26 protein-coding genes and 1 pseudogene are annotated in these 24,283 nt (G+C 41.2%); all 27 read left to right on the forward strand.

Features of this window, described 5'->3' with window-relative positions; translation table 11 throughout:
• Positions 1 to 168: 168 nt before the first annotated feature.
• Positions 169 to 2,829, forward strand: a complete 2,661-nt coding sequence (gene mgtA, locus LG372_RS03935) for a magnesium-translocating P-type ATPase (protein ID WP_225742184.1) — start codon at positions 169 to 171, stop codon at positions 2,827 to 2,829.
• Positions 2,830 to 2,964: 135 nt separating this feature from the next.
• On the forward strand, positions 2,965 to 3,363 hold the full coding sequence (spx, locus tag LG372_RS03940) for a transcriptional regulator Spx (protein WP_000591165.1): 399 nt from the start codon (positions 2,965 to 2,967) through the stop codon (positions 3,361 to 3,363).
• Between the two features lie 66 nt (positions 3,364 to 3,429).
• Positions 3,430 to 3,999 carry an SP0191 family lipoprotein gene (locus LG372_RS03945; RefSeq protein WP_225742185.1) on the forward strand — a complete coding sequence of 190 codons (570 nt, stop codon included), beginning with the start codon at positions 3,430 to 3,432 and terminating at the stop codon, positions 3,997 to 3,999.
• Positions 4,000 to 4,085: 86 nt separating this feature from the next.
• On the forward strand, positions 4,086 to 4,352 hold the full coding sequence (locus tag LG372_RS03950) for an IreB family regulatory phosphoprotein (protein WP_000507059.1): 267 nt from the start codon (positions 4,086 to 4,088) through the stop codon (positions 4,350 to 4,352).
• Between the two features lie 3 nt (positions 4,353 to 4,355).
• Positions 4,356 to 4,775 (forward strand): Holliday junction resolvase RuvX, encoded by a 420-nt coding sequence (gene ruvX, locus LG372_RS03955; protein WP_004239076.1) that lies wholly within the window; start codon positions 4,356 to 4,358, stop codon positions 4,773 to 4,775.
• Between the two features lie 15 nt (positions 4,776 to 4,790).
• A complete protein-coding gene (locus LG372_RS03960) occupies positions 4,791 to 5,096 on the forward strand; it encodes a DUF1292 domain-containing protein (RefSeq protein ID WP_000017620.1) in 306 nt (101 codons plus the stop codon).
• 306 nt (positions 5,097 to 5,402) lie between these two features.
• Complete coding sequence (locus LG372_RS03965) at positions 5,403 to 6,653, forward strand: folylpolyglutamate synthase/dihydrofolate synthase family protein (protein ID WP_225742186.1); 1,251 nt, start codon at positions 5,403 to 5,405, stop codon at positions 6,651 to 6,653.
• 84 nt (positions 6,654 to 6,737) lie between these two features.
• Positions 6,738 to 7,202, forward strand: coding sequence for an SP_0198 family lipoprotein (locus LG372_RS03970; RefSeq protein ID WP_125851540.1), 465 nt, complete (start codon positions 6,738 to 6,740; stop codon positions 7,200 to 7,202).
• 193 nt (positions 7,203 to 7,395) lie between these two features.
• Complete coding sequence (locus LG372_RS03975; RefSeq protein WP_225742187.1) at positions 7,396 to 8,664, forward strand: glycosyltransferase; 1,269 nt, start codon at positions 7,396 to 7,398, stop codon at positions 8,662 to 8,664.
• Between the two features lie 3 nt (positions 8,665 to 8,667).
• A complete protein-coding gene (locus LG372_RS03980) occupies positions 8,668 to 9,648 on the forward strand; it encodes an NAD-dependent epimerase/dehydratase family protein (protein ID WP_125430523.1) in 981 nt (326 codons plus the stop codon).
• Positions 9,623 to 10,438 carry an MBL fold metallo-hydrolase gene (locus LG372_RS03985; RefSeq protein ID WP_042751751.1) on the forward strand — a complete coding sequence of 272 codons (816 nt, stop codon included), beginning with the start codon at positions 9,623 to 9,625 and terminating at the stop codon, positions 10,436 to 10,438. Before LG372_RS03980 ends, LG372_RS03985 begins: the two co-directional genes overlap by 26 nt.
• Positions 10,416 to 11,678 carry a F390 synthetase-related protein gene (locus LG372_RS03990; RefSeq protein ID WP_225742188.1) on the forward strand — a complete coding sequence of 421 codons (1,263 nt, stop codon included), beginning with the start codon at positions 10,416 to 10,418 and terminating at the stop codon, positions 11,676 to 11,678. Before LG372_RS03985 ends, LG372_RS03990 begins: the two co-directional genes overlap by 23 nt.
• A 14-nt stretch (positions 11,679 to 11,692) precedes the next feature.
• A complete protein-coding gene (locus tag LG372_RS03995; protein WP_042751749.1) occupies positions 11,693 to 12,637 on the forward strand; it encodes a 3-oxoacyl-[acyl-carrier-protein] synthase III C-terminal domain-containing protein in 945 nt (314 codons plus the stop codon).
• Positions 12,638 to 12,770: 133 nt separating this feature from the next.
• Complete coding sequence (gene cls / locus LG372_RS04000; protein ID WP_125851538.1) at positions 12,771 to 14,303, forward strand: cardiolipin synthase; 1,533 nt, start codon at positions 12,771 to 12,773, stop codon at positions 14,301 to 14,303.
• A gap of 254 nt (positions 14,304 to 14,557) precedes the next feature.
• A complete protein-coding gene (locus LG372_RS04005) occupies positions 14,558 to 16,111 on the forward strand; it encodes a damage-inducible protein CinA (RefSeq protein ID WP_225742189.1) in 1,554 nt (517 codons plus the stop codon).
• Between the two features lie 119 nt (positions 16,112 to 16,230).
• Positions 16,231 to 18,438, forward strand: coding sequence for an anaerobic ribonucleoside-triphosphate reductase (gene nrdD, locus LG372_RS04010; RefSeq protein ID WP_225742190.1), 2,208 nt, complete (start codon positions 16,231 to 16,233; stop codon positions 18,436 to 18,438).
• A gap of 11 nt (positions 18,439 to 18,449) precedes the next feature.
• Positions 18,450 to 18,590, forward strand: coding sequence for a hypothetical protein (locus LG372_RS04015; RefSeq protein ID WP_000521618.1), 141 nt, complete (start codon positions 18,450 to 18,452; stop codon positions 18,588 to 18,590).
• A gap of 43 nt (positions 18,591 to 18,633) precedes the next feature.
• A complete protein-coding gene (locus LG372_RS04020; protein WP_049487406.1) occupies positions 18,634 to 19,140 on the forward strand; it encodes a GNAT family N-acetyltransferase in 507 nt (168 codons plus the stop codon).
• Entirely contained in the window at positions 19,133 to 19,723 is a 591-nt protein-coding gene (nrdG, locus tag LG372_RS04025; protein WP_225742191.1) for an anaerobic ribonucleoside-triphosphate reductase activating protein, read from the forward strand. The genes LG372_RS04020 and nrdG overlap by 8 nt, the downstream gene beginning before the upstream one ends.
• Positions 19,720 to 20,345 (forward strand): annotated as a pseudogene (locus LG372_RS04030) (uridine kinase). The gene nrdG and the pseudogene LG372_RS04030 overlap by 4 nt, the downstream one beginning before the upstream one ends.
• Before the next feature lie 244 nt (positions 20,346 to 20,589).
• Positions 20,590 to 20,898, forward strand: coding sequence for a 30S ribosomal protein S10 (gene rpsJ / locus LG372_RS04035; protein WP_001284513.1), 309 nt, complete (start codon positions 20,590 to 20,592; stop codon positions 20,896 to 20,898).
• 216 nt (positions 20,899 to 21,114) lie between these two features.
• Entirely contained in the window at positions 21,115 to 21,741 is a 627-nt protein-coding gene (rplC, locus tag LG372_RS04040) for a 50S ribosomal protein L3 (RefSeq protein WP_000160197.1), read from the forward strand.
• A gap of 24 nt (positions 21,742 to 21,765) precedes the next feature.
• A complete protein-coding gene (gene rplD, locus LG372_RS04045; protein ID WP_000024537.1) occupies positions 21,766 to 22,389 on the forward strand; it encodes a 50S ribosomal protein L4 in 624 nt (207 codons plus the stop codon).
• Positions 22,389 to 22,685, forward strand: coding sequence for a 50S ribosomal protein L23 (locus LG372_RS04050; RefSeq protein ID WP_001055347.1), 297 nt, complete (start codon positions 22,389 to 22,391; stop codon positions 22,683 to 22,685). The genes rplD and LG372_RS04050 overlap by 1 nt, the downstream gene beginning before the upstream one ends.
• Positions 22,686 to 22,702: 17 nt before the next feature.
• Complete coding sequence (gene rplB / locus LG372_RS04055; RefSeq protein WP_000512911.1) at positions 22,703 to 23,536, forward strand: 50S ribosomal protein L2; 834 nt, start codon at positions 22,703 to 22,705, stop codon at positions 23,534 to 23,536.
• Between the two features lie 103 nt (positions 23,537 to 23,639).
• Positions 23,640 to 23,921: a 30S ribosomal protein S19 gene (gene rpsS / locus LG372_RS04060; protein ID WP_000533766.1), complete on the forward strand. Its 282-nt coding sequence runs from the start codon at positions 23,640 to 23,642 to the stop codon at positions 23,919 to 23,921.
• A gap of 11 nt (positions 23,922 to 23,932) precedes the next feature.
• Positions 23,933 to 24,277: a 50S ribosomal protein L22 gene (rplV, locus tag LG372_RS04065; RefSeq protein WP_000818137.1), complete on the forward strand. Its 345-nt coding sequence runs from the start codon at positions 23,933 to 23,935 to the stop codon at positions 24,275 to 24,277.
• The last annotated feature ends 6 nt before the right edge of the window (positions 24,278 to 24,283 follow it).

A 24,283-nucleotide genomic window follows, 5' to 3' on the forward strand; every position in this document is an offset into this window, starting at 1 on the left:
GGTAGGATTTTCTACTGTTTAAAACAAAGAAAGGAGACAGACGATGCAAATTGACGACCATCCGGAACCGCGCATACACAGCCAATCGCTGATTTGTGTCGTTCTGCCCTTATAAAGTGATTGGTCTCTGTGTATGAAACACATCATTCATACAGATAGGAGAAACCAATGAAAACTACAAAAGAAAGATTAGCAACAGCTATTCATACATCTTTAAACGAAACTCTATCTTTTTATAAGACAAGTCTAACAGGATTGACTGAGGAGCAGGTGGAGAAAAATCGTGACCTATATGGCGAAAATACCATCACAAAGGGTCAAGAAGACAGTATCCTCAAAAAGATTTACGAATCCATTATCAATCCTTTTACAATCATCTTGCTGGTCATCGCCGTGATTTCCTTGGTGACCAATGTCTGGTTGGCAAAATCAGGTCAAGAGGATCCGACGACTTCCATTATCATCGTTGTCCTAGTCCTCATTTCTGGTGGCATACGCTTTGTCCAAGAACTCCGTAGTGATAAGGCTGCGACCAATCTTTCAAAAATGATTATTAACACAGCGACTGTCATTCGTCAAGGAGAAGTTCAAGAAGTACCTATCGATGATTTGGTAGTAGGTGACGTGGTTAAATTAAGCGCTGGAGACATGATTCCAGCAGATCTTCTTTTATTTGAGTCGCGCGATTTCTTTGTACAACAGTCGGGCTTGACAGGTGAAAGTGAATCGGTTGAAAAATTGGCCTTGACCAAGGCAACAGTTCAACAATCTGATAGTCTGCTGGAAGCAGAAGCGCTCGCCTTTATGGGAACCAATGTCTTGTCTGGTAGTGCTAAGGCCGTGGTTTTGGCGGTTGGTGATGCTACCATGATGGGGGCCATTGAGCAGACTTTGAACACCTATGACGAGCCTACTTCGTTTGAGCGAGAAATGAATAGTATTTCGTGGCTCTTGATTCGTTTGATGCTGGTCATGGTGCCCATCGTTTTCTTGTCCAATGGTTTAACAGATGGCGACTGGTTGGAAGCTGGCGTATTTGCTTTGAGTGTTGGTGTTGGCTTGACACCTGAGATGCTTCCTATGATTATCACGGCCAGTCTAGCAAAAGGCTCCATCATTATGGCCAAGGAAAAAGTGGTTATCAAGAAACTCAATGCCATACAGGACTTAGGGGCGATTGATATTTTGTGTACAGATAAGACAGGAACTCTAACCCAAGACGAAATTGTCCTTGAATATCCCTTGGATATCCACGGACGCTTGGATTTGACCGTCTTGAGACGAGCTTATCTCAATTCTTATTTTCAAACGGGCTTGAAAAATTTGATGGACAGAGCCATCATCAAACGGACTGAAAAGGAAGCCAAAGAACACGCCCTCTTGCAAAATCTGGCTCAAACTTTTCAAAAAATAGATGAGCTTCCCTTTGATTTTGAACGTAGACGGATGAGTGTTATCGTTAAGGATGAACACGAAGTTGTTAGTTTGGTAACCAAGGGTGCCCTAGAGGAAATGTTGACGATTTCCAGTTATGCGGAATACCAAGGAGTGATTACTCCTTTGACAGATGTTATTAGAGAAGAAATTTTAGCAGAAGTCAGACAACTAAATCAACAAGGTTTGCGTGTCTTAGGAGTGGCCTATAAGTCAGGTTTGAGGGAAGGTCATACCTATACAGTTGATGATGAAGGGGATATGATTCTAACTGGTTATTTAGCCTTCCTAGATCCTCCTAAACCATCTGCAGCACCAGCAATTAAGGCTCTGTTAGAGCATGGGGTTCAAACAAAGATTTTGACGGGAGACAACGAAAAAGTTACCCAAGCAGTCTGTGAAAAGGTTGGTTTGGATATCAATCAGATGTTGTTAGGATCTGAAATTGATCAGATGAGTGATCAAGAATTGGCCCAAGCCGTAGAGGAGGTAACCGTCTTTGCCAAACTTTCTCCTGACCAAAAAGCACGAATTATTTTGCAATTTAAGGCTAATGGTCATGCTGTTGGCTATATGGGAGATGGGATCAATGATGCTCCTTCTATGAAAGTTGCAGATGTGGGGATTTCTGTTGATACAGCAGTAGATATTGCCAAAGAAACAGCTGATGTTATCCTACTTGATAAGGATCTCATGGTGCTGGAAAAAGGACTTGTTGAAGGTCGTAAGGTCTATGCCAATATGACCAAATATATCAAAATGACAGTGAGTTCTAATTTTGGGAATATCTTATCCCTTTTGGTTTCTGGAATCTTTTTACCATTTTTACCGATGGCTCCAGTCCATTTAATTATCCTAAATCTAGTCTATGATTTGTCTTGTATTGCCTTGCCTTTTGACAAGGTGGATAAAGATTTTTTGATAAATCCGCATACCTGGGAAGCTAAGTCCATCACACGTTTCATGATTTGGATGGGACCTATCTCTTCTGCCTTTGATATTTTGACCTTTATTTTGCTCTATTTTATCATTGTACCCATGACAACAGGTCAAGCTTATGTCCATGGAGCGGAGTCTGCCGTAGGATTTATTGTCTTGTTTCAGACAGGTTGGTTTATCGAGTCCATGTGGTCGCAGACTATGGTTATCCATATGTTGCGTTCAGCCAAAATTCCTTTTTTACAAAGTCGTCCAGCTTGGCTAGTCCTTGTGACAACCTTATTGGCTGCAGCCTTTGTGACCTTCCTTCCCTACAGTCCACTAGCTAGCCTTCTTCATCTAACTCCTTTGAAGCCGATCTATTTCATCTTTTTGCTTTTCATCATCATTTTGTACATGATTAGCGTGACAATTGTGAAAAAAATCTATATCAAGAAATATAAAGAATGGCTGTAAATTTCATTTTGTCAAGAAAAAAGTACGAAAATAACGAAAAAAGTCAAAAAAATTTAAAAATAGGTCGCAAGTCGGATGTTTTTTATGGTATAATAGACTAAACTGATAGTAACATGTAGCGAAAGGGGTAGGTACATGATTAAAATTTATACAGTCTCAAGTTGTACTAGCTGTAAAAAAGCAAAAACCTGGCTCAATGCCCACCAGTTAAGTTATAAAGAACAAAACCTTGGTAAAGAAGGAATTACGAGAGAAGAATTACTGGATATTCTAACCAAAACAGATAACGGAATAGCCAGCATCGTTTCGTCTAAAAATCGCTATGCCAAAGCCCTTGGAGTGGATATTGAAGATTTGAGTGTCAACGAAGTTCTCAATCTGATTATGGAAACACCGAGAATTTTAAAGAGCCCAATCCTTGTAGATGAAAAACGCCTGCAAGTTGGCTATAAGGAAGACGATATTCGTGCCTTCCTACCACGCTCTGTCCGTAATGTAGAAAATGCAGAAGCACGTTTGCGTGCAGCTCTATAAACATCAAGGCTGGGAGTGCTTCCTAGCCTTGTTTGCTCTTTTAATTCAAAAATGATGTGAGGAATTATGAAAAAAATACTAATTACAAGTTTTGCACTACTTTTCCTGCTTGCTGGATGTGGGCAAAAAAAAGCGACAACTGCGTCCTCTAGTAGTGAATCTAAGACGTTACAGTCAACGTTACCTGTCCTAGAGAATGCCGAGAAGAATACAGTTGTGACCAAGACTTTGGTCTTGCCAAAGTCAGATGATGGCAGCCAGCAGATTCAAACGGTCACATATAAAGGAAAACAATTTTTAAGTTTGACTATTATTCAAAAAAGACCAGTTACCGATGAATTGAAGACTTTTGTAACTGAGCATGGTGTAGAGGCTACTCAAAAAGCCCTCATTGAAGCTGAAGGTAAAGATACCTCGATTCAGGAAGCACGCAAGTTGCCAGGTTTTACACTTGAGACGAAGCTACTAAGTAAAACAGAAATTCAAACAACAACTACTTATGATTTTCAGGTTTTAGATATCAAAAAAGCTTCACAGGTTGAATATCTAAAGAATATTGGCTTGGAAAATCTTTTGAAAAATGAACCGAGTCAATATGTAGCAGACAGATTGGCAAACGGTGCGACAGAACAGTAGAAAATCCAAATAAATAGACTGCCTGAATTGTAGAACGTAAGGAATTATGCTATAATGGTAGTATTCTAAGGAAAGAGGGTGTTAGAATGGGATTTACTGAAGAAACAGTACGTTTTAAATTGGACGATTCCAATAAAAAAGAAATTAGCGAAACTCTGACTGATGTTTATGCTTCGTTGAACGATAAGGGCTACAACCCAATCAACCAAATCGTAGGTTACGTATTGAGTGGAGACCCTGCCTACGTTCCTCGTTATAATAATGCACGAAATCAAATCCGTAAGTATGAGCGTGATGAAATCGTTGAGGAATTGGTTCGTTACTACCTAAAAGGACAAGGAGTCGATCTATAATCTATGAGAATTATGGGATTGGACGTCGGTTCAAAAACGGTAGGGGTGGCCATTAGCGATCCGCTCGGTTTTACAGCTCAAGGACTTGAAATCATCCAAATCAATGAGGAACAAGGCCAATTTGGTTTTGACCGCGTTAAAGAGTTGGTTGATACTTACAAGGTGGAACGATTTGTAGTGGGCTTGCCTAAAAACATGAACAATACAAGCGGACCGCGCGTGGAAGCTAGTCAAGCCTACGGAGCAAAGTTAGAAGAGCTTTTTGGTTTACCAGTAGACTATCAAGATGAACGCTTGACAACAGTTGCCGCAGAGCGCATGTTGATTGAACAAGCAGATATTAGCCGTAATAAGCGTAAGAAAGTTATTGATAAGTTAGCTGCTCAGCTGATTTTACAAAATTATTTAGATAGAAAATTTTAATACAAAGGAGAGGCTATGTCACACGATCATAACCACGACCACGAAGAACGTGAATTAATCACACTAGTAGATGAGCAAGGAAATGAAACCTTGTTTGAAATCCTTTTGACCATTGACGGAAAAGAAGAATTTGGTAAAAACTATGTTCTTCTAGTACCAGTTAACGCAGAAGAAGACGAAGACGGACAAGTTGAAATCCAAGCTTACTCATTCATCGAAAACGAAGATGGAACAGAAGGCGAATTGCAACCAATCCCAGAAGACTCAGAAGACGAATGGAACATGATTGAAGAAGTCTTCAACAGCTTTATGGAGGAGTGATACAGTCTGGGAGACTGTATCACCCCAACTCCTAGAAATTAGAAGAGTTGGAACATCCGGGGGACGTGTTTAGCCCTGCGCCAGAAATTAGAAACGCAGGAACGTCTGGGAGACTGTATCACCCCAACTCCCAGAAATTGGGAAGAGTTGGAACATCCAGTGGATGTTTTTAGCCCAAGTTAATATTCATAGTAGCTAGTTATTAGCTAACCAGGTTAGAGGTCGGGAAGAAAATCCTGGCCTTGTTTTTATTAGTCATCATGCTTTGATGTGGTAATTGATTGGACTTTTGTCAAGGAGATATATATGTTTGAAGTAGAAGAATGGCTTCACAGTCGGATTGGTTTGAATTTTCGATCAGGTTTGAGCCGAATGCAACAAGCGGTGGATTTGTTGGGGAATCCTGAGAAGTCTTATCCTATTATCCACGTCACTGGGACTAATGGGAAAGGATCTACCATTGCTTTTATGAGGGAGTTATTTATGGGGCATGGCAAAAAAGTTGCGACCTTTACCTCCCCTCATATCATCTCCATCAATGACCGAATCTGCATTAATGGACAACCTATAGCAGACGCAGACTTTATCCGTTTGGCTAATCAGGTCAAGGAGATGGAGAAATCGCTTCTGCAAACTCATGACCAGTTGTCCTTTTTTGAATTGCTGACCTTGATTGCTTTTCTTTATTTTAGAGAGCGAGAGGTGGATTTGGTTTTATTAGAAGTGGGAATTGGCGGCTTACTTGACACGACTAATGTGGTAACTGGAGAGCTTGCTGTCATAACCTCCATCGGGCTTGACCATCAGGAGACTCTGGGTGACAGTATAGTAGCAATTGCAGAGCAGAAAGCTGGTATTTTTAAGGCTGGTAAAAAGGCAGTGATTGCTGAGTTGCCTTCAGAAGCTAGGCTTGTTTGTCAGAAAAAAGCAGACTCTTTAGCTGTTGCCCTTTATCAGGCAGGTCAGGATTTTTCAATGCTGAATGGTGATTTTTCAAGTTCTTTACTAAATATTTCACAGCTGAAAATAGGCTTGGAAGGAGCCTATCAGCAGGAGAATGCGGCTTTGGCGTTGCAAACTTTTCTTCTCTTTATGAGAGAAGGAAAGGAATCTATTGATGAGCAGGCTGTAAGACAGGCTTTGGAGAAGACCCATTGGGCTGGTCGTTTGGAGCGTATTCGTTCTCAGATTTATTTGGACGGTGCTCATAACCTCCCTGCCTTGAATCGCTTGATTGAATTTATCAAAGAAAAAGAGCAGGAAGGTTATCGTCCTCAAATCCTATTTGGAGCCTTGAAACGTAAGGATTATCAAGGGATGTTGGCTTATCTGACTGAAAATTTGCCTCAGGTGGAACTCAAGGTAACTGGCTTTGATTATCAGGGTTCTTTAGATGAGACAGATATAACAGGTTACGATGTAATTCCTTCTTATCGCGAATTTATTAGCAATTTTGAAGCAAGAGCAGATACTCAAGACTTGTTATTCATTACAGGGTCTCTCTATTTTATCTCAGAAGTACGGGGCTACTTGCTGGCCCATGAGCAGATGAATTGACCTCCTTTTTTGAACTTGTTATACTAGTGGAACTACCAGTTAGAAGAAACATTCTCTAAATTGGTAGCAGAAAGGAAATTCATCATGAAATTAAAAAGATTCACACTTTCTCTTGCTTCTCTAGCAAGTCTTAGTCTCCTAGTAGCTTGTTCACAAAGAGCTCAACAAGTTCAACAACCAGCAGCTCAATCGCAAACTCAACAAACTCAGCAATCACAACCTGCTGCTTCATCTTCAGCAGAAAATTCAAACCAGACAGCAACAAGTTCTCCACAAAATACAGTTACAGCTCAACCAACCAATATTGATGGAACTTATACCGGTCAGGACGAAGGAGACCGTATCACTTTAGTGGTAACTGGAACAACTGGTACATGGACACAGGTAGAAACTGACGGAGATCAAGAAATCAAGCAGGTTAGCTTCGATGCCGCCAATCAACGCATGATTATTGGGGATGATGCCAAGATTTATACAATTAATGGAAATCAGATGATTATTGACGATATGGATAGAGAAGCGTCTGATCGCATTGTTTTATCTAAGTAAAGCTTATTTATCAAAAATTCCGATAAGATGAAAGATATTTGATGTATTACTCGATAAAAGTTAGATAGATTATAAACATAAAGGAATGGGTCTCATACAAGATTCATTCCTTTTCCTTAAATATAAGTTCCACTTTTAGGAGTGGTACTCTTTTTGAGTAGTTCTTTTTAAAAAAATTTGTTATGCTAGATTTATGAAGAGAATCAAAATCGACGTGGTAGTACTCCCTTTAAGTGGACATCTCTTCCCAGCCCTGAATTTACTCGCACCTTTGTTGAAGGATCCTTTGTATGATATTCGATTATTCACAGGACCGCAACGAAAAGCTGTCGCAGAGGAGATGGGATTCCAGGTACTTCCTATTTTAGAAAATTTTGTAGATGAGTTTGAGCGTGTAGCCAACAATGAAGGGCGGCTAAATCTTATTTCTGCTTATCGGCAGTTGTCAGCTAGTCTGGATTTGATCAATGTAGTGTCAGACCAACTAATACAAGAATGGGAGAAAAATCGACCAGATATTGTTATTGCGGATTTTATAACCCTCTCTGGAGGACTAGTGGCGGAACAGTTGGGAATTCCTTGGATAACAACCATGGCGACACAGTTTGCCATTGAAACGACAGATGGACCGCCTTGTTTCTTTGGAGGAATGGGCAGTCCAAAGAATCCTTTTCAGTTTGCCCAGCAATGGCTAGGAAGAAAAGGGACTCGTTTAGGAAAACGAATCGTAACCTTTTTATTGAGAGAACGCTTGAAACGTTACGATTTTAAGCTCTACAATCAAAAAAATCAGGAAACTATTTATTCACCCTATTCCATCTTGGGAATTGGGATGAAAGAGTTGGAGCTGAAAAGTGGTTTTCCAGAGCATTACCTTTGGGTGGGGCCTTTTGGCTCTTCGATCGAGAGAGCAGAGAATTATCCTCTCGATTTGTCTCCCTATGCAAGTTATAAAAAAGTCCTCGTATCCTGTGGAACTCAGCTAGCGTGGGCTAAAGATAACCTCCTCTACCAGACCCAACAATTGGCAAAAGCCCATCCTGACTGTTACTTTTTTGTGACTCTGGGGTTTGGTGGACAAGACTTCCAATGTGAGGAGCTCATGGACAATGTTTCTGTAGTATCCTATCTTCCCTATAAGGAATACATTCCCCAGATGGACTATGTGATTCATCACGGAGGTGCGGGTATTTTTTACCAATGTATTATCTATGGCAAGCCTGCCTTAATTCTCCCTCATGACTATGATCAGTATGACTATGCGGTTCGCGGGCTAGAGGCAGGGATTGCCCTGACTGCTAAACGAGAGGACACGGAAGCGATTGGACGCGCTTTTGATGAGCTATTGGCTAGAGATGGCTGGTCAGACTTGAACAAACTCAGTCGTGTAGCTCAAGACTACCAGCCAACAGAAATCCTCAAGAATGAAATATATCGACTCTTGGGGGATAAGGAGAAATAAAATATGAAGAAAGTATTGGTAACAGGTGCTACGGGTTTTCTAGGTAAGTATGTTGTTGAAGAGCTTAGTCAGCATGGCTACCAGGTACGAGCTTTTGGACGTAATCGCAAGGTTGGTCAGTCTTTAGAGAACTCCTCTGTGGCATTTATCCAGGGAGATTTTACCAAGCAAGAGGATCTGACTCAGGCTTGTCAGGGTATGGATATGGTTGTGCATGCTGGAGCTCTTTCTACCGTCTGGGGACCTTGGGAAGATTTCTACCAGACAAATGTCTTAGGGACCAAGTATGTTCTGGATGCTTGTCGAGAGGATGGTATTCAGCGTTTGGTTTATGTGTCCTCGCCTAGCATATATGCTGCGCCTCGAGACCAGATAGCTATCAAAGAAAGCGATGCGCCTCAGGAAAATAATCTGAACAACTATATTCGTAGTAAACTAGCTTCGGAGAAGCTGTTTAAGGATTATCCCGATGTTCCGAGTATTATCTTACGACCACGTGGGCTTTTTGGGATTGGGGATACCAGTATTTTACCTCGGGTTCTTGAACTCAGTCAGAAGATTGGTATTCCCTTGATAGGGGATGGCCGTCAGCTGATGGACATGACCTGTGTGGAAAATGTCGCTCTGGCCATTCGCTTGGCTCTAGAGGCTCCTCAAGCTAGTGGCGAAGTCTATAATATTACCAACGGGGAACCAAGAGCCTTTAAGGATCTGATAGAAGAAACCTTGAGAGGGCTTGGCTATCCGATAACATACAGAAAAGTGCCGGCTCCTCTTCTTTCAGTTATTGCAAGTAGTTTAGAGTTTCTGTATAATATCTTGAAACTCAAAGGTGAGCCGGCTCTGACACGCTATACATATTGCTTGCTGAGGTATAGCCAGACGCTGGACATTAGTAAGGCGGAGCGAGACTTGGGCTATCGCCCTCAAATCAGTATTTCGGAAGGGATTGAACAGTATGTCAAAGATTATAGAAAGCATTGATTATTTCCCAGCAGGATATTGCACGAGTTATACTGGTTTGCTATTTAAGGGAATCAAGAATAAAAAGATGACCTTTCCAGCCGGGGTTTTTCTTATCAAACATAGGGAGAAGGGATACCTCCTCTATGATACGGGCTACCATTACGATATTAAGACTCAGATTCGTTATGGTTTCTATCGTTTGGGAACACCTGTTCAAATGACGGAGAAGGACCAGATTTCATATTTGCTGAAAGCTAAGGGAATTAAACCAGAAGAAATTAATTATATCATCCTATCTCACCTGCATCCAGATCATTTGGGAGGGGCTAGCTTCTTCCCTCATGCAACTTTTATCTTGACTCAGGAAGTGTATGATGTTTACAAGAAACCGACACTGAAAGACTTGATTTTCAAGGAATTTTTGCCAGCTTCTTTTGAAAAAAATCTAACCATTATCAGAGCTGACCAGCAAGATTCAACCTTTCCCTATCGTCCGACTAGTGACCTTTTTGGAGATGGAAGTATTCTAGTAGCTTCTGTTGATGGGCATGCAAGGGGGCAAGCTTGTCTGTACCTTCCAGACTTTAATCTCCTCATCGCAGCAGATCTCTGTTGGGGAATTGACCTTTTGCCTTACACCAAGCAGATGCTCCTGATTCCTTCCTTGGTTCAGGACAATAAGGCAGACTATATCAAGGGGACAGAGTTTTTGGAGGAGGTCTTGAGAGATGGTATTGAAGTAGTTGTTAGCCATGACCCTGTAGAAAGGATAGAACGTATCATATATGAAAAAAGGAACCTTTCTTAAAACCTTTGTCCAAACTCGCTGGCTTCACAACTTCAAATCTCGAGAAGCTGTAGAGAACTATCAGAAAAAGCAATTAGCTAATTATATGAACTTTTTAAAGCGAGAGTCGCCCTACTTTAAAAATGGGGTTCCTAGCGACTTTGACCATATGAACAAGGCTTTTATGATGGAGCATTTCAACGAGCTCAACACCCAAGGAGTAGATCGGGATGAAGCCTTGGCCTTGGCTATTGAAAGTGAAAAGACTCGTGATTTCACTGAACTCAAAGGCGATGTGGCAGTCGGACTGTCTTCAGGGACATCTGGACATCGGGGGCTTTTTATCACAACGGAGAAAGAGCGAAGTATGTGGGCAGCAGCTATCTTAGCTAAGATGTTACCCAAGGGCCAGCTTTTTGGACACCGAATCGCCTTTTTCCTGAGAGCTGATAATGAACTCTATCAGACCATCAATACGGCACTTATTCGTTTGGAGTATTTTGATATTTTTAAACCTACAGATGTCCATATTGAGCGGCTGAATACCTACCAGCCGACGATTGTTGTGGCACCAGCCTCTATGTTGATTGAATTGAGCAAGCGTCTCAAGGCTGGAGAGTTAGCTATCCACCCACAAAAAATCGTTTCGGTGGCAGAAATCTTGGAAGATAATGATAGGGAACTCATCGCAGAAGCCTTTTCTCTATCCATTATTGACCAAGTTTATCAGGCAACCGAAGGTTTCCTAGCTTGCACTTGCACAGCTGGCAATCTACATCTCAACGAAGACATTATCTTTGTGGAAAAGCAGTATCTGGATGACCGCCGTTTTTATCCAGTGATTACGGACTTTAAACGAAGTAGTCAGCCTGTTTATCGCTACCAGCTCAATGATATCTTGGTTGAGAATCCAAAGCCTTGTCCGTGTGGCTCCTGCTATACACGAATTGACAAGGTCGAAGGACGCTCTGACGACATCTTCTATTTCGATGGACTGGATGGGGGACAGGTGACCATCTATCCAGACTTTATCAGACGTTGCATCCTCTTTGTGGAGAATATAGGAGATTACCAAGTCAAACAATATTCTGAGAAGTTAGTGGAAGTTTGTCTAAACCAACGAGATGAGAGCATGGAGACAGCTATTTTAGTACAGTTTCAACTCCTGGCCCAGCAAAAGCAGTTTATAGTTCCCGAAATTCAATTTTCAGATTATCACTGGGATACTAGCCATAAACTCAAACGAATCCAACGTTTATGAAAGGATAAAAGACAATGACAGAAGTAAAAAGACATATAGAAATTGCAGGATATGGCGTTTGCCTTCCAAAGCATACCGTCCAATTCAAAGACCAGACGCGTTATCGTGTAGTTGAAAATGAAGAAACGCAGTTAGATTTAGCAGAGGTAGCAATTCAGAGAGCACTCGAATATGCAAACTTAGATATTAAAGATATCGATTGCCTTGTATCAGCTAGTGCAGTTGGTGTTCAGCCTATTCCTTGTACGGCTGCCTTGATTCATGAGCGCGTGGCAAAAGGACTCTCAATCCCAGCTATGGATATCAATACGACCTGTACCAGCTTTATTTCTGCTTTATCGACTATGTCCCACTTGATCGAGGCAGGCGAATACAATCGTGTCTTAATTGTGTCTAGTGAGGTTGGTAGTTTAGGGCTCAATCCTAAGCAAAAAGAAAGTTTTGAACTCTTTAGTGATGGGGCGGCAGCCTTTATTTTCCAAAAAAGCCATCAGGAAAAAGGGGTCATTGCTAGTCTCCAACGTACTTGGTCAGAAGGAGCACACGATACGGAGATTCGTGGAGGTCTGACTTCTTTTCAACCAAAAGAGTACTCTGAAGCGACTAAGACCAACTATATGTTTGATATGAAAGGTAAGAAAATTCTCCTCTTATCTGCTCGTAAAATTCCAGTCATGTTTGAAGAGTTTCAAGAAAAAACGCAGCTAGCATTGTCAGATGTGGACTATATTATTCCCCATCAAGCAAGTCGTGCCCTTCCTTTAGTTATGGAAAAACTAGGTGTTGCGGAGGAACAATATCTCAATCTTGTCACTGATTATGGAAATATGGTGTCAGTATCTGTACCGTTTGGCTTGGCTTATTCATTAGAACAAGGGCTTGTTAAGGAGGGAGATGTCATCTATCTTATGGGAACTGCAGCCGGTATGACGGTCAATATGTTGGCTCTCAAACTGTAATACGTATATGAGAGCATAATGGTTGAAACTTTAGCAAGAGTAAATTGTTGCCATCTAGCTATGAACTGATGTATACTAGTGGAAACATCTATTAATTAGGTGGTTAGGGGGAAGGTTAAAAGAAAGGGGATGTATGAAATATAGAAAATTTCAATTATTGATGTCCAAGTATGGCTTTAGTCTTTCGATTATGCTACTTGAACTTTGTCTTGTTTTTGGTCTCTTTCTCTATTTAGGGCGCATGGCCCCTATTCTATGGGTAATTGTCTTAATTTTTATGAGTATGGCGACTATTGTCGCAATTGTCAATCGCTCAATGGCGCCTGAAAGTAAAGTAATGTGGTTAGTGGTAACTTTTGTTCCTGTCATCGGGCCCTTGCTCTATCTGATGTTTGGTGAAAGGCGATTGTCCAAAAAAGAAATCAAGCAGTTGGACAAACTTGGTTCCATGCATTTTCGGGAGGATAACAGTAAAGCTCTCCGCCAGAAATTGAAGGAAGATGATAAGGCGGCTTACGGAGTTATCAAATCTTTGCTAAGTATGGATAGCAATGCCGATGTCTATGATCGAACAGATTCACAATTCTTTTCTTCGGGTGAAAGCATGTGGCAACATATGTTGGAAGACCTCAAGAAAGCTGAGAAATTTATCTTTCTAGAGTACTATATTGTCGAAGAAGGTCTGATGTGGAATAGCATACTAGATATACTAGAGCAAAAGGCAGCTCAGGGTGTAGAGGTCAAGATGCTCTATGATGATATCGGTTGTATGGCGACTTTACCTGGAGACTATACTGTTCAGCTTCGTAGTCGAGGAATTGAAGCCCATAAGTTTAACAAGGTGATTCCTCGTTTGACGGTAGCTTATAATAATCGAGACCATCGTAAAATCCTTGTTATAGATGGTCAGGTAGCTTATACAGGAGGCATTAACTTAGCCGATGAGTATATCAACCATGTAGAACGCTTTGGTTATTGGAAGGATAGTGGGATTCGCATAGATGGCCCTGGTGTCAAGGCTCTAACCCGTCTCTTTTTGATGACTTGGTACATCAATCGTGGGGAAATCAGTGATTTTGACCAGTATCACTTGGAAAACCAGCCTCGTTCTAGCCAAGGGCTCTGTATTCCCTATGGTAGTGGTCCCAAGCCCATCTTCCGTACTCAGGTAGGGAAAAAAGTCTATCAAAGTTTGATTAATCAGGCTACTGACTCAGTCTATATCACAACACCCTATTTGATTATTGACTATGATTTAACTGAGAGTATTAAAAACGCGGCCATGAGGGGTGTTGATGTTCGCATCGTGACTCCTTTCATTCCAGATAAAAAATTAATCCAACTCATTACAAGAGGGGCCTATCCGGATTTGTTGTCAGCAGGAGTAAGGATTTTTGAGTATAGTCCAGGCTTCATCCATAGTAAACAAATCTTAGTGGATAAGGACTTTGCTGTAGTTGGAACGATTAATTTAGATTATAGAAGTTTACTTCATCACTATGAAGATGCAGTTTTGCTATATAAAACGGCATCAATCACAGAGATTCAAAAAGACTTTCAGGAGATTTTTTCAGTATCTCAAGAAATTTTCCCTCATACGATAAAAAATAGCTGGTATCAGAAATTGATTAAGGAAATTGCCCAGTTATTCGCCCCTATCTTATAAGAAATCTAGGACTTAGGATACAACCCAGTCCTATTTTTCTTGCCTTTTACGAATAAGAAGATATAGGAGGAACGATGCTGACTCAGAAAGAATTGGATTATATCATGTCATTTAAACAGACGCATTTACACCGATTTCGGGAAATTGAAACCTTTGTGAAACTATGCAAAAAATCGCTCAAACAGCCATCGCAAGCTGACAATTTTAGGTCTTTTTGATATACTAAGACAGATAAATTGAATAGGAGAAACGATATGGCTGTATATGGCAGAATCGAAGAAGTATCCGAAACGATACAGAGTAATGAAATTGAAAATAGACTGGATAGGAACCTTGAATCTCATGTAGAAAAAGAAGAACAGGTAGCTTTCCCGTTTTTCAGACTCATCATTGGAAGTACGATTGCAACGGTTTTTTCTGTGGTGATACCTTTACTTTTAGATATGGTAGGTCCCTCTCAGGCGCAGGATTTGTATATAGGGTGGGCTTTACATCAGGGAGGACAGCTTTACAGTAGCTATTATGCAAGTCAAGGTCTTCTTTATTACTTACTACTTTATATTACCCAAGGAGGCATCCTTTTTGCCTTGGTAGAATGGCTAGCCCTCTTAGGAGGAGGTTATTTCCTCTTTTCTTCAACCGACTATCTGACGGGACAAAGGGAACAAGCCAAACAACTCCTAACCATATTTTATATCTTGGTGTCTGGTCTTGGTTTTGGAGGAGGTTATGCTACTATCTTAGCTCTGCCATTCCTGTTTGCAGGATTTTCATTTATAGCAGCTTATCTATCAAATCCTAATCATGACAAGGGATTTCTACATCTGGGGATCTTTTTGGGCCTATCATTTTTCATAGAGCCTCTTACAAGTCTTCTCTTTGCTGTAGTAGTAACGATTGGTTTATTTGTCTTTAATGTTGGGCATGGTCGTTTTGTCCATGGAGTTTATCAGTTTTTTGCAGCGGCACTTGGTTTTTCTCTCATCTTTTACTCAGTAGGCTACTATGTGCTTACTTCAGGTGGTTTTGGAGAAGCTATAGGAAGTCTTTTGTATCCGATTGATTCCCTTCAGGTCTTTACGAATCCTCAACTAATGGATAATGTTGTATTCTATGGTTTGTTGACCTTTGGTTTAGGAGCTCTCTTCCTTGTTTTTCTAGGATTGTTCCAATCAAAGGCATCAAGATTATATGTTATTTCAGTACCAGCTAGTTTTGCTTTCTTATTTGTATTAGCCTTGTTGCTTTTTTCTCAAGAACCTCTTCACGGTTCGCGTTTGATTCTAATCCTTCCGTCTTTACTCCTTCTTTTGATGACCAGTATTCGTGGGAAACACTCAGCTAGAGGAGCTCGTCGTCGGAGAAGAGAGGAGGTTCCAACTTTATGGAAAAAATTCATGAAGGGAAATCTCTACCTACCTATCCTAGTGGTGGTTTATCTGATTGCAATTCCTTTTGTAGCTCGTTTTGTCTTGCATCCAGCTTCTTATAGAGAACAACATCAAGTGGTAGATAGAGTCAAACAAGAGACGAGTGATGGTGACCAAATCTATATTTGGGATTCACATGTTCAAATGTATAAAGAAAGCCAGCGTTTGGCTGGATCCATGTTTCCATCACCTCTTCTTTACACGAGTACAGAAGAGAATAAAACTAGTTTAATCAATGACTTGAAAGAAAACCAACCTAAGGTGATTGTGGTAAACGACAAGGTGGCTCTCTGGTCTGAGGCGGAGACACTCTTGAAAGAAAATTACCAACAAGTAAAGACTGATTACTCAGAGTTTAAAGTCTATAAAATCAAATAGTCAAATCAATATCTTGTGTATTTTTAAAATTTTTAGGATTTTTACCACAAGATATTGATTTTTCTTTTTAGAGTGGTATAATACTTTTTAGAAAGAACATTTTAGAAAAGAGCATGCATATGATTGCACTAGAAGAAAAAATTACAATTTTGCCAACTCTCTTCGTTGAAAAACGAGATGGGAGACGTGTTGTATTTGATGTGGACAAGATTGACAAGGCTCTCCACAAGGCGGCTGACAAGGTTATGGATGTGACACCCTTGGTCGAAAAACGCCTCAATGCTCTGACCGAGCGAATTGTCACAGAAATTCATAGTCGCTTTCCACAGGGGGTTAAGATTTACGAAATTCAAAATATCGTAGAACATGAACTCCTTGAAGCCAAAGAATATGCGCTGGCTGAGGAGTATATTACTTATCGGACACAAAGGGATTTTGAACGCTCAAAAGCGACAGATATTAACTTTAGTATCCATAAGCTTCTCAATAAAGATCAGGCCGTTGTCAATGAAAATGCTAATAAAGACAGTGATGTCTTTAACACTCAACGTGATTTGACAGCAGGTATTGTTGGGAAATCAATCGGACTGCAAATGCTTCCTAAGCACGTAGCCAATGCCCACCAAAAGGGGGATATCCACTATCATGATTTGGACTACAGCCCCTATACACCTATGACCAACTGCTGTTTGATTGATTTTAAAGGTATGTTGGAAAATGGTTTTAAGATTGGAAATGCAGAAGTAGAAAGTCCCAAGTCTATCCAGACTGCGACAGCTCAGATTTCCCAAATCATTGCCAACGTTGCTTCTAGCCAGTATGGAGGCTGTTCAGCTGACCGTATCGATGAAGTCTTGGCTCCTTATGCAGAGAAGAATTATCAAAAACACCTCAAGGATGCGGAAGAGTGGGTTTTACCTGATAAACGAGAAGATTATGCATGGAAGAAAACCCAAAAAGACATCTACGATGCCATGCAATCTCTTGAGTATGAAATTAACACCCTCTTCACTTCAAATGGACAAACACCTTTTACTTCGCTCGGTTTTGGTTTAGGAACTAGTCGTTTCGAACGGGAAATTCAAAAAACTATCTTGACCATCCGAATCAAGGGGCTTGGTTCGGAGCATCGTACAGCCATCTTCCCTAAGCTCATCTTTACGCTTAAAAGAGGCCTTAACTTGGAAGAAGGGACTCCCAACTACGACATTAAGCAGTTGGCTCTTGAGTGTGCAACCAAGCGGATGTATCCAGACGTCTTGTCCTATGATAAGATTGTTGATTTGACAGGTTCTTTCAAAGTTCCTATGGGCTGTCGTTCGTTCCTCCAAGGATGGAAAGACGAGAATGGCGTAGAAGTCAATTCGGGTCGGATGAATCTAGGCGTTGTGACGGTTAACCTGCCTCGTATTGCTCTTGAGTCTGAGGGCGACATGAATAAGTTCTGGGAAATCTTCAACGAGCGGATGAATATCGCTGAAGATGCTCTTGTTTATCGTGTCGAACGCACTAAAGAGGCGACACCAGCGAATGCTCCTATCCTCTATCAGTACGGTGCTTTTGGCCATCGTCTAGGTAAAGAAGAAAGTGTTGACCAGCTCTTTAAGAATCGTCGTGCGACAGTTTCACTAGGCTATATCGGTTTGTACGAAGTAGCGACTGTTTTCTTTGGTAATAGCTGGGAAAGCAATCCAGATGCTAAGGAATTCACGCTAGACATTATTCGAGATATGAAACGCCGTGTAGAAGAGTGGTCAGATCAATATGGCTATCATTTCTCTATCTACTCAACACCATCTGAAAGTTTGACAGACCGTTTCTGCCGACTGGATACAGAGAAGTTTGGTTCTATTCCTGATATTACAGATAAGGAATACTACACCAATTCTTTCCACTACGATGTGCGTAAGAATCCAACACCGTTTGAAAAATTAGACTTTGAGAAAGTCTATCCAGAAGCAGGTGCGTCAGGTGGTTTCATCCATTATTGTGAGTATCCAGTCCTTCAGCAAAATCCAAAGGCCTTGGAAGCTGTCTGGGATTATGCCTATGACCGTGTCGGCTATCTAGGGACCAATACTCCAATTGACCGTTGCTACAAGTGTGACTTTGAAGGGGATTTTGAACCAACTGAGAGAGGATTTGCTTGTCCTAACTGTGGCAATAGCGACCCTAAAACAGTAGACGTTGTTAAACGGACTTGTGGCTATCTTGGCAATCCTCAAGCCAGACCGATGGTCAACGGCCGTCACAAGGAAATCGCTGCGCGTGTCAAACATATGAATGGTTCAACGATTAAAGTAGCTGGCCATCAAGTAACAAATTAGAAAGAAATGAAATGGGAAAATATCAATTAGACGATAAGGGGCGCGCACAAGTGACCCGTTATCACGAGAAACACTCTAAAGGTGGAGCTGGTAAGAAAGAACGTTTGCTCAACCTCAGAGAACAATTTTTAAACAAGAACAAGAAAAAATAAAAGTGAGAGTCAACTCTCGCTTTTCTCTTAGTGGGAGGTAAGAATGGAACTACGAAGACCAATATTAGCAGATAAAGTAACAGTTTTAGAGATGATGGCAGAGTTTGAAAAATATCAGTCGCCTCACGACGGTGGTTTCTGGGATACAGAGAACTTTGTGTATGAAGAATGGTTGGAAATAAATATGCAAAAAGAGATGGGGATAAACTTGCCTGAAAATCGTGTTCCTTCTATTCAATTTGTATCATTTGATGATGTAGGTCGTGCTCTAGGATTTTTGAATCTGCGATTGAGACTGAATGAGGGTTTATTGAATTATGCTGGCCACATTGGCTACTCCATTCGTCCATCAGAAAGAGGCAAAGGTTATGCTAAAGAGACTCTCCGTCAGGGCTTGCAAGTTGCTAAGGAAAAGAACATCAAGAGAACGCTTGTGACCTGTAGCGTAAATAATCCTGCTAGCAGAGCAGTCATTTTAGCAAATGGTGGGCTCCTTGAGGATGTTCGTAATGGAGTCGAGCGTTATTGGATAGAGGTAGCGAATGAATAATCCAAAACCACAAGAATGGAAAAGCGAAGAACTCAGTCAAGGGCGGATTATTGATTACAAGGCCTTCAACTTTGTAGATGGAGAGGGTGTGCGTAACTCCCTCTATGTATCAGGTTGCATGTTTCACTGCGAGGGGTGTTATAATGTAGCGACCTGGTCCTTCAATGCTGGCATTCCCTATACAGCAGAATTAGAAAAACAGATCATGGCAGATCTCGCTCAACCTTATGTTCAAGGATTGACCTTGCTGGGAGGGGAGCCCTTTCTCAATACGGGAATTCTCTTGCCACTCGTTAAGCGGATTCGGAAGGAACTGCCAGATAAGGATATCTGGTCCTGGACGGGCTATACATGGGAAGAAATGATGTTGGAAACTCCAGATAAACTGGAACTCTTATCATTGATTGACATTCTTGTTGATGGACGATACGATCGAACTAAGCGCAATCTCATGCTACAGTTTCGAGGTTCTTCCAATCAACGAATTATCGATGTGCAAAAATCGCTCGAAAGTGGGCAAGTAGTGATTTGGGACAGACTCAATGACGGAAAAGAAAGTTATGAACAGGTGAAGAGAGAATGAAGAGAAAAGACTTAATAGACCAGCTTGCCTCAGAAATAGAAACGGGAAAAGTCAGGACGCTGGGATATACGGTCATGGGGCTTCGGGTAAATCAACCTTTGTACAGGAATTGTACCAAGCTTTAGATTCTACTACAGTAAATTTGCTAGAAACAGATCCCTATATTACCTCAGACCGTCATCTGGTGGTACCAAAGCAAGCGACAGAGCAAAAGGTGACAGCTTGTCTGCCGGTGGCACATGAATTGGCAAGTTTGCAGAGAGATATCTTAGCCTTGCAGGCGGGTATGGATGTCTTGACAATTGAAGAACCTTGGAGGGCTAGTGAGATCTTGTCTGGAGAAAAACCGATTCTGATTGTCGAAGGGATGTCTGTTGGCTTTCTGCCAAAGGAACTCTTTGACAAAACCATCTGTTTCTACACGGATGAGGAGACCGAATTAAAGCGGCGTCTAGCTCGAGATACGACTGTGAGAAATCGCGATGCATCCTTTATATTGGCTAGCCATCAGATGATACGGGAGCAATATCTACACTACTATAAAGAGACCGAGTCTAAGGCGGATATCTTAGTGGACCAATCAGAAGGTAAATTTGAGATCAAGAGGACTCAAATTATATAGAAGAAAATTTCTAATTTTAGAAAGAAAAAATAGGAAAACAGTTTCATTGTAAAAAAACGAAAAAACAGCAACAAATCCCTTGCAATCGCAGGGGCTTTGTGTTATTCTATTATGGTGCTGTAAATTACAGCTTTAGCTTTGATGCAAGAGGTTGCGACACGCTCGGTTGCATTGCCACGCAACACCGCGTCGGTTTTCTTGTGGAGCTAGCCTATTATCTTAAATAGACGAAAAGGAGAAAAAGATGGCAAACAAAAAAATCCGTATCCGTTTGAAAGCTTACGAACACCGTACGCTTGACACAGCGGCTGCAAAAATCGTAGAATCAGCTACTCGTACAGGTGCACAAGTTGCGGGTCCAATCCCACTTCCAACTGAACGTAGCCTCTACACAATCATTCGTGCGACTCACAAATACAAAGACTCTCGCGAACAATTTGAAATGCGTACACACAAACGTTTGATCGATATCGTTAACCCAACTCAAAAAACAGTTGATGCGTTGATGAAATTGGATCTTCCAAGTGGTGTAAACGTAGAAATCAAACTTTAATCTAAAATATAAAAGAGCAGAGGCTGGTGTTTCAATCTAATTGAACACGGGCTAAACTCGGTGTGAAAAAGATAAACTTCCTAGTTTCTGCTAGACACTGCGTCAGTTTCCTATTTTCACTTTGAGTTTGACGCCCTTTGTATCTTAGACTTGAGCATAAAAAACGCTCGTTAAAAACTTTTTGAATAAAAAATATAGAAAAGGAACTATTTTCTCATGACAAAAGGAATCTTAGGGAAAAAAGTGGGAATGACTCAAATCTTCACTGAAGCTGGCGAATTGATCCCTGTAACAGTTATTGAAGCAACTCCAAACGTTGTTCTTCAAGTTAAAACTGTTGAAACAGACGGATATAACGCTATCCAAGTTGGTTTTGATGACAAACGCGAAGTATTGAGCAACAAACCTGCTAAAGGACATGTAGCGAAAGCTAACACGGCTCCTAAGCGCTTCATTCGTGAATTCAAAAACGTTGAAGGCTTGGAAGTTGGTGCTGAAATCACAGTTGAAACATTCGCAGCTGGAGACGTTGTTGACGTAACTGGTACTTCTAAAGGTAAAGGTTTCCAAGGTGTTATCAAACGCCACGGACAATCACGTGGACCAATGGCTCACGGTTCTCGTTACCACCGTCGTCCAGGTTCTATGGGACCTGTTGCACCTAACCGCGTATTCAAAGGTAAAAACCTTGCAGGACGTATGGGTGGCGACCGCGTAACAATTCAAAACCTTGAAGTTGTACAAGTTGTTCCAGAAAAGAACGTTATCCTTATCAAAGGTAACGTACCAGGTGCTAAGAAATCTCTTATCACTATCAAATCAGCAGTTAAAGCTGGTAAATAATAAAGAAAGGGGAAATCAGTCACAATGGCAAACGTAACATTATTTGACCAAACTGGTAAAGAAGCTGGCCAAGTTGTTCTTAACGATGCAGTATTTGGTATCGAACCAAATGAATCAGTTGTGTTTGATGTGATCATCAGCCAACGCGCAAGCCTTCGTCAAGGAACACACGCTGTTAAAAACCGCTCTGCAGTATCAGGTGGTGGACGCAAACCATGGCGTCAAAAAGGAACTGGACGTGCTCGTCAAGGTTCTATCCGCTCACCACAATGGCGTGGTGGTGGTGTTGTCTTCGGACCAACTCCACGTTCATATGGCTACAAACTTCCACAAAAAGTTCGTCGCCTAGCTCTTAAATCAGTTTACTCTGAAAAAGTTGCTGAAAACAAATTCGTAGCTGTAGACGCTCTTTCATTTACAGCTCCAAAAACTGCTGAATTTGCAAAAGTTCTTGCAGCATTGAGCATCGATTCTAAAGTTCTTGTTATCCTTGAAGAAGGAAATGAATTCGCAGCTCTTTCAGCTCGTAACCTTCCAAACGTGAAAGTTGCAACTGCTACAACTGCAAGTGTTCTTGACATCGCAAATAGCGACAAACTTCTTGTCACACAAGCAGCTATCTCTAAAATCGAGGAGGTTCTTGCATAATGAATTTGTATGATGTTATCAAAAAACCTGTAATCACTGAAAGCTCAATGGCTCAACTTGAAGCAGGAAAATATGTATTTGAAGTTGACACTCGTGCACACAAACTTTTGATCAAGCAAGCTGTTGAAGCTGCTTTCGAAGGTGTTAAAGTTGCTAATGTTAACACAATCAACGTAAAACCAAAAGCTAAACGTGTTGGACGTTACACTGGTTTTACAAACAAAACTAAAAAAGCTATCATCACACTTACAGCTGATTCAAAAGCAATCGAGTTGTTTGCTGCTGAAGCTGAATAATCTAAGGAGGAAATATCGTGGGAATTCGTGTTTATAAACCAACAACAAACGGTCGCCGTAATATGACTTCTTTGGATTTCGCTGAAATCACAACAAGCACTCCTGAAAAATCATTGCTTGTTGCATTGAAGAGCAAGGCTGGTCGTAACAACAACGGTCGTATCACAGTTCGTCACCAAGGTGGTGGACACAAACGCTTCTACCGTTTGGTTGACTTCAAACGTAACAAAGACAACGTTGAAGCAGTTGTTAAAACAATCGAGTACGATCCAAACCGTTCTGCAAACATCGCTCTTGTACACTACACTGACGGTGTGAAAGCATACATCATCGCTCCAAAAGGTCTTGAAGTAGGTCAACGTATCGTTTCAGGTCCAGAAGCAGATATCAAAGTCGGAAACGCTCTTCCACTTGCTAACATCCCAGTTGGTACTTTGATCCACAACATCGAGTTGAAACCTGGTCGTGGTGGTGAATTGGTACGTGCTGCTGGTGCATCTGCTCAAGTATTGGGTTCTGAAGGTAAATACGTTCTTGTTCGTCTTCAATCAGGTGAAGTTCGTATGATTCTTGGAACTTGCCGTGCTACAGTTGGTGTTGTCGGAAACGAACAACACGGACTTGTAAACCTTGGTAAAGCAGGACGTAGCCGTTGGAAAGGTATCCGCCCAACAGTTCGTGGTTCTGTAATGAACCCTAACGATCACCCACACGGTGGTGGTGAAGGTAAAGCACCAGTTGGTCGTAAAGCACCATCTACTCCATGGGGCAAACCTGCTCTTGGTCTTAAAACTCGTAACAAGAAAGCGAAATCTGACAAACTTATCGTTCGTCGTCGCAACGAGAAATAATATTAAACTAGTCGCTTAAGTAACTAGTAAATCCGCCAGCTCGGTAGCGCTCCATAGGAGCGCAAGCCGCTGTGGTACAATATTTAAAGGAGAAAATATAAAAATGGGACGCAGTCTTAAAAAAGGACCTTTCGTCGATGAGCATTTGATGAAAAAAGTTGAAGCTCAAGCTAACGACGAAAAGAAAAAAGTTATTAAAACTTGGTCACGTCGTTCAACGATCTTCCCAAGTTTCATTGGTTACACTATTGCAGTTTATGACGGACGTAAACACGTACCTGTTTACATCCAAGAAGACATGGTAGGTCACAAACTTGGTGAATTTGCACCAACTCGTACTTATAAAGGTCACGCTGCAGACGACAAGAAAACACGTAGAAAATAAGGAGAACATAAATGGCAGAAATTACTTCAGCTAAAGCAATGGCTCGTACAGTACGTGTTTCACCTCGTAAATCACGTCTTGTTCTTGATAACATCCGTGGAAAAAGCGTAGCCGATGCAATCGCAATCTTGACATTCACTCCAAACAAAGCTGCTGAAATCATCTTGAAAGTTTTGAACTCAGCTGTAGCTAATGCTGAAAACAACTTTGGTTTGGATAAAGCTAACTTGGTAGTATCTGAAGCATTCGCAAACGAAGGACCAACTATGAAACGTTTCCGTCCACGTGCGAAAGGTTCAGCTTCACCAATCAACAAACGTACAGCTCACATCACTGTAGCTGTTGCAGAAAAATAAGGAGGT

It is taken from the genome of Streptococcus sp. Marseille-Q5112 (assembly GCF_916700555.1).
In the GTDB taxonomy this organism is placed as follows: Bacteria; Bacillota; Bacilli; order Lactobacillales; family Streptococcaceae; genus Streptococcus; species Streptococcus symci.